This is a genomic window from Pseudomonas sp. 210_17 TE3656 (assembly GCF_054821965.1).
This window is the reverse complement of record NZ_JBTRBC010000001.1, coordinates 2776154-2785000: the sequence shown is the minus strand read 5'-3', so window position 1 is coordinate 2785000 and position 8847 is coordinate 2776154. Positions and strand designations below refer to the sequence as shown.

Annotated in this window: 6 protein-coding genes and 1 pseudogene; 5 read left to right on the top strand and 2 right to left on the bottom strand. The window is 60.1% G+C overall.

Annotated elements, in window-relative coordinates:
• Positions 1–239: 239 nt before the first annotated feature.
• Both ACVI9W_RS13075 and ACVI9W_RS13070 read right to left on the bottom strand, forming a co-directional pair.
• On the bottom strand, positions 240–1460 hold the full coding sequence (locus tag ACVI9W_RS13075; protein WP_038605327.1) for a CaiB/BaiF CoA transferase family protein: 1221 nt from the start codon (positions 1458–1460) through the stop codon (positions 240–242).
• A 14-nt stretch (positions 1461–1474) separates the two neighbouring features.
• Positions 1475–2656: an acyl-CoA dehydrogenase gene (locus ACVI9W_RS13070; RefSeq protein ID WP_038605324.1), complete on the bottom strand. Its 1182-nt coding sequence runs from the start codon at positions 2654–2656 to the stop codon at positions 1475–1477.
• Between the two features lie 160 nt (positions 2657–2816).
• Here ACVI9W_RS13070 and ACVI9W_RS13065 point away from each other — a divergent pair, with 160 nt between their 5' ends.
• The 5 genes and pseudogenes from ACVI9W_RS13065 to ACVI9W_RS13045 all read left to right on the top strand — a co-directional run bounded on the left by ACVI9W_RS13065 (position 2817) and on the right by ACVI9W_RS13045 (position 8713).
• Positions 2817–3743 (top strand): LysR family transcriptional regulator, encoded by a 927-nt coding sequence (locus tag ACVI9W_RS13065; RefSeq protein ID WP_461530210.1) that lies wholly within the window; start codon positions 2817–2819, stop codon positions 3741–3743.
• Positions 3744–4150: 407 nt separating this feature from the next.
• Positions 4151–5272 (top strand): Re/Si-specific NAD(P)(+) transhydrogenase subunit alpha, encoded by a 1122-nt coding sequence (locus ACVI9W_RS13060; protein WP_461530209.1) that lies wholly within the window; start codon positions 4151–4153, stop codon positions 5270–5272.
• Between the two features lie 11 nt (positions 5273–5283).
• Positions 5284–5601 carry an NAD(P) transhydrogenase subunit alpha part 2 gene (locus tag ACVI9W_RS13055; protein ID WP_157190694.1) on the top strand — a complete coding sequence of 106 codons (318 nt, stop codon included), beginning with the start codon at positions 5284–5286 and terminating at the stop codon, positions 5599–5601.
• 2 nt (positions 5602–5603) lie between these two features.
• Complete coding sequence (locus ACVI9W_RS13050; RefSeq protein ID WP_157190693.1) at positions 5604–7040, top strand: NAD(P)(+) transhydrogenase (Re/Si-specific) subunit beta; 1437 nt, start codon at positions 5604–5606, stop codon at positions 7038–7040.
• 177 nt (positions 7041–7217) lie between these two features.
• A pseudogene (locus ACVI9W_RS13045) lies at positions 7218–8713 on the top strand (acetyl-CoA hydrolase/transferase family protein).
• Positions 8714–8847: the final 134 nt, after the last annotated feature.

The window sequence follows — 8847 nt, the reverse complement described above, 5'->3', positions numbered from 1 at the left end:
GAATTCTACAGCGTTTCAACTCGCTGTCAACCACCTTTTTCACCGCTGCCGATCTTTCGATCGAAGCCCTTCCGGCATTACCTGGAACATCTAACTCATTGAATCTCAAGGAGTTTTCCGTTCCGACTGCGCCGGAAGTGGGGCGAATTATAGAGAGATCCACGGGCACGTCAAGGACTTATTTCAAACTTATGACAATAAGCCCTTAACGCGCCTTAGCTATATAGAAGGGAAGGCAACTAGACCACCTTGGCTGCCTGCAGTCGCTCGATCTCCGCTGCATCCAGGCCAAGCACTTCGCCAAGTATCTGCTGGGTATGCTCCCCCAGCAGCGGTGGCGCATTGCGGTACTCCACCGGCGTCTCGGAAAGGCGTATAGGGCTTGCCACCTGCGGCACCTTGCCAGCCAGCGGATGCGGAATTTCGATAGCCAGGCCGCGCGCCTTGACCTGCGGGTCGGCAAACATCTGCGCCAGGTCATTGATAGGCCCGCAAGGCACACCTGCCGTCTCCAGCTGCGCCACCCATTCAGCGGTAGTCTTGAACACCGTGGCCTGGCGGATCAGCGGAATCAGCTCGGCACGGTTGGCGACCCGCTGCTTATTAGTAGCAAAGCGCGGATCATCCGCCCACTGCGGCTGCCCGGCCACTTCGGCGAATTTGCGGAACTGTCCGTCGTTACCCACGGTAAGGATGAAATCACCGTCGGCAGTGGGGAAGTCCTGGTAAGGCACGATATTGGGATGCGCATTGCCCAGACGCCGGGGCGGTGTGCCGGTAGTCAGGTAGTTCATCGCCTGGTTGGCCAGACAGGCCACCTGGACATCGAGCAACGCCATATCGATATGCTGGCCACCGCCATCATGATCACGATGGGCGAGGGCGGCCAGAATCGCCACGGTGGAATACAGGCCGGTAAGAATGTCGGTCAGCGCCACCCCCACCTTGACCGGCCCGGCACCTTCATCACCCTCGGGACGCCCGGTCAGGCTCATCAGCCCACCCAGCCCCTGGATCATGAAGTCGTAGCCCGCACGCTTGGCATAGGGCCCGGTCTGGCCGAAGCCGGTAATCGAGCAATAGATAAGCCGTGGATTGAGTGCCTTCAGGCTTTCATAGTCCAGGCCGTAAGCCGCCAGGCCTCCGACCTTGAAGTTCTCGATGACCACATCGGACTTCGCCGCCAGCTCACGCACCAGGCGCTGGCCTTCGGGTTGAGTGAAATCGATGGTTACCGAACGCTTGTTGCGGTTGGCCGATAGATAGTAGGCCGCCTCACTGGTGTTCTCACCATAGGCGTCCTTGAGGAAGGGCGGCCCCCAGGCACGCGTGTCATCGCCGGTTCCCGGGCGCTCGACCTTGATCACTTCGGCCCCGAGGTCGGCGAGGATCTGCCCGGACCATGGCCCGGCCAGCACTCGCGACAAATCCAGCACCCGCAGATGAGATAGCGCGCCCATGGGCTGGCTCCTTATTAGTAGAAGGCCTGGATGCCGGTTTGTGCGCGACCGAGGATCAGCGCGTGCACGTCGTGGGTACCTTCATAGGTATTGACCACTTCCAGGTTGACCAGGTGACGGGCCACACCGAATTCGTCGGAGATGCCGTTGCCGCCGAGCATGTCGCGGGCCATACGGGCAATATCCAGGGCCTTGCCGCAGGAGTTGCGCTTCATGATCGAAGTGATCTCTACCGCTGCAGTACCTTCATCCTTCATCCGCCCCAGACGCAGGCAGCCTTGCAGGGCCAGGGTAATCTCGGTCTGCATGTCGGCCAGCTTCTTCTGGATCAGCTGGTTGGCTGCCAGTGGGCGGCCGAACTGCTTGCGATCCAGGGTGTACTGGCGAGCGGTATGCCAGCAGGCCTCAGCGGCGCCAAGCGCACCCCAGGAGATGCCATAGCGGGCTGAGTTCAGGCAGGTGAACGGACCTTTCAGGCCACGTACATCCGGGAAGATGTTCTCTTCCGGCACAAAAACGTTATCCATGACGATTTCGCCGGTGATCGAAGCGCGCAGGCCGACCTTGCCGTGAATGGCCGGAGCACTGAGACCCTGCCAGCCTTTCTCCAGCACGAAACCGCGGATGTCGCCGGCATCGTCCTTGGCCCAGACCACGAAGACATCGGCGATCGGGCTGTTGGTGATCCACATCTTGTTGCCGGTCAGGCGATAGCCGCCGTCAACTTTCTTCGCCCGGGTGATCATCGAGCCCGGATCGGAACCATGATCAGGCTCGGTCAGACCGAAGCAACCGATCCATTCGCCGCTGGCAAGCTTGGGCAGATACTTCTGCTTGGTTGCTTCAGAGCCGAACTCGTTGATCGGCACCATGACCAGTGAAGACTGCACACTCATCATCGAGCGGTAGCCCGAGTCGATGCGCTCCACTTCACGGGCGATCAGGCCGTAGCAAACGTAGTTCAAGCCGCTGCCACCGTATTGCTCAGGGATGGTCGCGCCGAGCAGGCCGACTTCGCCCATTTCGCGGAAGATCGCAGGATCGGTATGCTCATGACGGAACGCTTCCAGCACGCGCGGGGCCAGCTTGTCCTGGGCGAACTGATACGCGCTGTCACGCACCATGCGCTCTTCTTCAGTGAGCTGCTGGTCGAGCAACAGTGGGTCGATCCAGTTGAAGCTTGCTTTACCGGCCATGAGCGAATCCTCGAAAAATGGGACCAGAGTTGTTGTGCATTGATCCTAGGCCTGATCAGCCGACGAGACAAACGAGGAATGCGCATAGTCTTGTGATAATTTCTCACTTCGTAACGAGCAAAAAGCCCATCCTTACGCACCATTAGTGAGATTGACGTACATGCGACGGAAGATCCCCAGCACCGCAGCCCTGGTCTGCTTCGAAGCAGCTGCCCGCCACGAGAGCTTCACCAAGGCCTCGCACGAGCTGTCCCTCACTCAGGGTGCCGTATGTCGGCAAATTGCCGGGCTTGAAGACTTTCTCAATGTCGAACTGTTTCGCCGTTCGCGTCGCGGGGTAAAGCTCACCGAAGCCGGGCTCTCCTACAGCCGCCGGGTGGCCACGCAGCTGGATGCGGTGGAACGCGATACCTTGTCGGTGATGGGCCAGCAGGGCGCCAACGTCATTGAGCTCGCCGTGGTTCCGACCTTTGGCACCCAATGGCTGCTGCCCAGGCTCAAGGACTTCCAGCAACGTCATCCGGAAGTCACGGTCAACCTGACCAACCGCACCCGACCTTTCCTGTTTGCTGACACCCCTTTCGATGCCGCCATCTATTTCGGTGATGCCGATTGGTCCGGTACGCACTCCCATCGGTTGATGGGCGAGAACCCGGTGCCGGTCTGCAGCCCGGGCTTGCTGGGCGGAGCAGGGCAGCTGGATGGCGAACAGATCGCCCAGCTGCCTCTGCTTCAGCAAACCACGCGCCCCTACGCCTGGCGCCAATGGTTCAACAGCCTGGAGATGAACGTTGCGCGCGACATGACTGGCCCGCGCTATGAGCTATTCTCGATGTTGGCACAGGCCGCCATGCACGAGATGGGTGTGGCGCTGATTCCACCGTTCCTTATCCAGCGTGAACTGGCAGAAGGGCGCCTGGTTGTGGCCAACCGACACGGGTTGTCGAGCATCAAGGCGTATTACCTGATGATCCCGGAACGTAAGGTCGAGTCCGCCTCGCTGCGTGCTTTTCGTGATTGGCTGGTAGTTGAAGCCGAGCGCTACGCCGCGGCACACAAGGACGACAGCCATAACCTGACCTCGTAGTCAGTAAAAATGGAGCCCTACAGATGTACGTAAATGTCGCAATTTGCACAACTGTTTTGCCACCCCCTCCAGCACCTCTTAACCCTGCTGTTTATGCGGCCTTCACAGCATAAATCACGTTTTGATCAGCGCTTTCAGAGAATTCGGCGGAATTTTTTCAAAATTTACCGTAATCTCCCTGAAGCCCATAGTTTGCGGGCTCCAGGCCTGTTCTTGCGACATTCGGTCACAGGGTGACTTGTAGTTTGATTAGCGTCACCCTTCAAAACTGGTTGAAGCAATTCAGGAATCACCTGCAAAATGCCGCGCCCCGCCGGAATTCGGCGGGATCGTGCTGATCGGCCGCCCCAGAAGCACCATCCGCAGTGCACTGGTTTACCTACAAAAGATCACGCAGGAGATTTGACGTGCACATTGGTGTTCCACTCGAAACGCAGACGGGCGAAACACGGGTTGCTGCAACCCCGGAAACCATCAAGAAACTGATTGGTCAGGGGCATCAGGTTACCGTCCAGAGCGGCGCCGGCATCAACGCCAGCGTTCCGGACAGTGCCTATGAAGCAGCAGGCGCCACCATTGGCAGCGCTGCCGATGCGTTTGGTGCACAGCTTGTTCTGAAAGTTGTGGCTCCCGACGATAGCGAACTGGCCCAGATCAAGAGCGGCACCGTACTGGTGGGCATGCTCAATCCGTTCAACAACGACATCATCGCCAAGATGGCTGAATGCGGCATTACCGCCTTCGCCCTCGAAGCGGCGCCGCGCACCTCCCGGGCGCAGAGCCTCGATGTACTGTCTTCGCAGGCCAACATTGCCGGTTATAAAGCGGTGTTGCTGGCGGCGCATCACTATCCGCGCTTCATGCCGATGCTGATGACCGCAGCCGGGACCGTGAAAGCCGCTCGCGTGCTGGTTCTCGGTGCCGGCGTGGCCGGGCTGCAGGCCATCGCCACGGCCAAGCGCCTGGGTGCGGTGATCGAAGCCTCGGACGTGCGTCCGGCGGTGAAAGAGCAGATCGAATCGCTGGGTGCCAAGTTCATCGACGTCCCCTACGAAACCGATGAAGAACGCGAATGCGCCGAAGGTGTCGGCGGCTATGCCCGACCAATGCCCGCCAGCTGGATGCAGCGTCAGGCCCTGGCCGTGCACGAGCGCGCCAAGCAAGCCGATATCGTCATCACCACCGCCCTGATTCCTGGGCGCAAGGCACCGACGCTGCTCAGCGCCGAGACCGTCGCGCAAATGAAGCCGGGCTCGGTAGTCATTGACCTGGCCGCAGCCCAGGGCGGCAACTGCCCGCTGACCGTCGCCGACCAGGTGGTGATCGAGAATGGCGTGACCATCGTCGGCCCGACCAACCTGCCAGCGCAGGTGGGGGCGGATGCTTCGGCACTGTATGCACGCAACCTGCTCGACTTCATGAAGCTGCTGTTCGACAAGGACAGTCAGCTTGTGATCAACCTCGAAGACGATATCGTCGCCGCGTGCCTGATGTGCCGCGACGGCCAGATCATCCGCAAGAACGGATAAGGAGCCAGACAATGGAAGACATGCTGATCTCTCACGGCGTCTATAACCTGATCATTTTCGTGCTGGCGATCTATGTCGGTTACCACGTGGTGTGGAACGTCACCCCGGCACTGCATACCCCTCTGATGGCGGTTACCAACGCCATTTCCGCCATCGTCATCGTCGGCGCCATGCTGGCTGCCGCGCTGACCGTAACGCCGCTGGGCAAAACCATGGGCACCCTCGCGGTGGCCCTGGCAGCGGTCAACGTATTCGGTGGTTTCCTCGTCACCCGGCGCATGCTGGAGATGTTCAAGAAGAAAGCCGTAAAGGCTGAGGGGAAGCAGTAAACATGAGCATGAACCTGGTAACACTTCTCTACCTCGTCGCCTCGATTTGCTTCATCCAGGCGCTCAAGGGCCTGTCGCACCCGACCACCTCGCGGCGCGGCAACCTGTTCGGCATGCTTGGCATGGCGCTGGCGATCGTCACCACCGTCGGCCTGATCTACAAGCTGGGTGCGGAGCTGGCCACTGACGGTATCGGTTATGTGATTGTCGGCCTGCTGGTCGGCGGCACCGCCGGTTCGATCATGGCCAAGCGCGTTGAAATGACCAAGATGCCCGAGCTGGTGGCCTTCATGCACAGCATGATCGGTCTGGCCGCGGTATTCATTGCCATCGCCGCAGTGGTCGAGCCGCAATCGCTGGGTATCGTTTCCAGCATCAGCGACCCGATCCCGACCGGTAACCGCCTGGAGCTGTTCCTCGGTGCCGCCATTGGTGCGATCACCTTCTCCGGTTCGGTGATTGCCTTCGGCAAGCTCTCTGGCAAGTACAAGTTCCGCCTGTTCCAGGGCGCACCGGTACAGTTCACCGGCCAGCACAAGCTGAACCTGATTCTGGGCCTGGCTACCATCGGCCTGGGTCTGGTCTTCACCTTTACCGGCAACTTGAGCGCCTTCGCCCTGATGCTGATCCTGGCGTTCGTCATGGGCGTGCTGATCATCATCCCGATCGGCGGCGCCGACATGCCGGTCGTAGTGTCGATGCTCAACAGCTACTCGGGCTGGGCGGCGGCCGGTATTGGCTTCTCGCTGAACAACTCGATGCTGATCATTGCCGGTTCGCTGGTGGGTTCGTCGGGTGCCATCCTCTCGTACATCATGTGCAAGGCGATGAACCGCTCGTTCTTCAACGTGATCCTCGGCGGTTTCGGCGGTGCTACAGACGCCGGCGGTCCAGCCGGTGCGCAGGAAGCCCGCCCGGTGAAATCCGGTTCGGCCGATGACGCCACTTTCCTGCTGAGCAACGCCGACACCGTGATCATCGTTCCAGGCTATGGCCTGGCGGTGGCCCGTGCCCAACACGCGCTGAAGGAACTGACCGAGAAGCTGACCCACAACGGCGTCACCGTGAAGTATGCGATTCACCCGGTGGCAGGGCGCATGCCTGGGCACATGAACGTACTGCTGGCCGAAGCCGAAGTGCCGTACGACCAGGTGTTCGAGATGGAAGACATCAACTCCGAGTTCGGCCAGGCCGACGTGGTGCTGGTGCTCGGCGCCAACGACGTGGTCAACCCGGCAGCGAAGAACGATCCGAAATCGCCAATCGCCGGTATGCCGATCCTTGAAGCGTTCAAGGCCAAGACCATCATCGTCAACAAGCGCTCCATGGCCAGTGGCTATGCGGGGCTTGATAACGAACTGTTCTATCTGGACAAAACCATGATGGTTTTCGGCGACGCCAAGAAGGTCATCGAGGACATGGTCAAAGCCGTCGACTAAGTCGTTGTCAGGCTGTGACAATTAGCCCCAGCGCGGTACCGGCTGGGGCTTTTTAATGCCCGGCCCGCCGACAGAAGGCTCTATTTCCTGGCTTCGCATTCGACCTTGGTCGCGGGACGGCGGGCTGCTAAATCACTAGACTGCGCATCTAGCTTTAGTAGCCTGAGATAACAATCCATGTACCGTGATCGTATCCGCTTGTCCTCCCTGCACAGCAAGGTAATGAGTGCGGCTGATGCCGCTGGCCTGATCGAGGACGGCATGACCGTCGGCATGAGCGGCTTCACCCGCGCCGGCGAAGCCAAGGCGGTGCCGCATGCACTGGCCGAACGTGCCAAGCAATCTCCGCTGCAAATCAGCCTGATGACCGGTGCCAGCCTGGGCAACGACCTGGACAAAGAACTGACCGAAGCCGGCGTTCTGGCCCGTCGCATGCCATTCCAGGTCGACAGCACGCTGCGCAAGGCCATCAACGATGGCAAAGTCATGTTCATCGACCAGCACCTGTCGGAAACCGTGGAACAGCTGCGCAACCAGCAACTGAAGCTGCCGGACATCGCGGTCATCGAAGCGGTTGCCATCACCGAGCAGGGCCATATCGTACCGACCACTTCGGTGGGGAACTCGGCCAGCTTCGCGATCTTCGCCAAACAGGTGATCGTCGAGATCAACATGGCCCACAACGCCAACCTGGAAGGTCTGCACGACATTTATATCCCGACCTACCGGCCAACCCGCACGCCGATCCCCCTGGTCAAAGTCGATGACCGCATCGGCAGCACCGCGATCCCGATCGACCCGGCCAAGATTGTCGGCATCGTCATCACCGAGCAACCGGACTCACCGTCCACCGTGTTGCCGCCCGATGATGAAACCCAGGGCATCGCCAACCACCTGATCAACTTCCTCAAGCAGGAAGTAGACGCAGGGCGCATGACCAACAAGCTCGGCCCGCTGCAGGCGCCGGTATCGGCAGCATCGCCAACGCGGTGATGTGCGGCCTGATCGATTCGCCGTTCGAAGACCTGACCATGTACTCCGAAGTACTGCAGGACTCGACCTTCGACCTGATCGACGCCGGCAAACTGAGCTTTGCCTCGGGCAGCTCCATCACTCTGTCGAGCCGTCGCAACGCCGACGTGTTCGGAAACCTGGAGCGCTACAAGGACAAACTGGTCCTGCGCCCGCAGGAAATCTCCAACCACCCTGAAGTGGTGCGACGCCTGGGCATCATCGGCATTAACACCGCCCTTGAGTTCGACCTGTATGGCAACGTCAACTCCACGCACGTCTGCGGCACGCGGATGATGAACGGCATTGGTGGCTCGGGCGACTTCGCCCGCAACGCTCACCTGGCAATCTTCGTCACCAAGTCGATTGCCAAAGGCGGTGCGATCTCCAGCGTGGTGCCAATGGTCAGCCATGTGGACCATACCGAGCATGACGTCGATATCCTCGTCACCGAGCAAGGCCTGGCCGACCTGCGTGGCCTGGCGCCGCGTGAACGTGCACGGGTGATCATCGACAACTGCGTGCACCCTGACTACCGCGAGGCGCTGAACGACTACTTCACCCGCGCCTGCGAGAAGGGCGGCCATACCCCGCATATCCTGCGCGAAGCCCTGGCCTGGCACGAAAACCTGGAAGAAACCGGGCGCATGCTCGCCAGCTAAGCCACACAGTTTTCAGCCGGTGGTGCGCAATGCTCACCGGCTGAACAGTTGGCAACCTTGATCCAGCATAAACTGTTCTACTGTACCGGTGTTTTCACCCCGATTTTCCCTCTCCGCACTCTCCCCTCAAGCAA

Excerpts from the sequence above, each read along its gene's own strand:
- ACVI9W_RS13075 (WP_038605327.1), bottom strand. The coding sequence starts at position 1,460 with ATGGGCGCGCTATCTCATCTGCGGGTGCTGGATTTGTCGCGAGTGCTG.
- ACVI9W_RS13070 (WP_038605324.1), bottom strand. The coding sequence starts at position 2,656 with ATGGCCGGTAAAGCAAGCTTCAACTGGATCGACCCACTGTTGCTCGAC.
- ACVI9W_RS13065 (WP_461530210.1), top strand. The coding sequence starts at position 2,817 with ATGCGACGGAAGATCCCCAGCACCGCAGCCCTGGTCTGCTTCGAAGCA.
- ACVI9W_RS13055 (WP_157190694.1), top strand. The coding sequence starts at position 5,284 with ATGGAAGACATGCTGATCTCTCACGGCGTCTATAACCTGATCATTTTC.
- ACVI9W_RS13050 (WP_157190693.1), top strand. The coding sequence starts at position 5,604 with ATGAGCATGAACCTGGTAACACTTCTCTACCTCGTCGCCTCGATTTGC.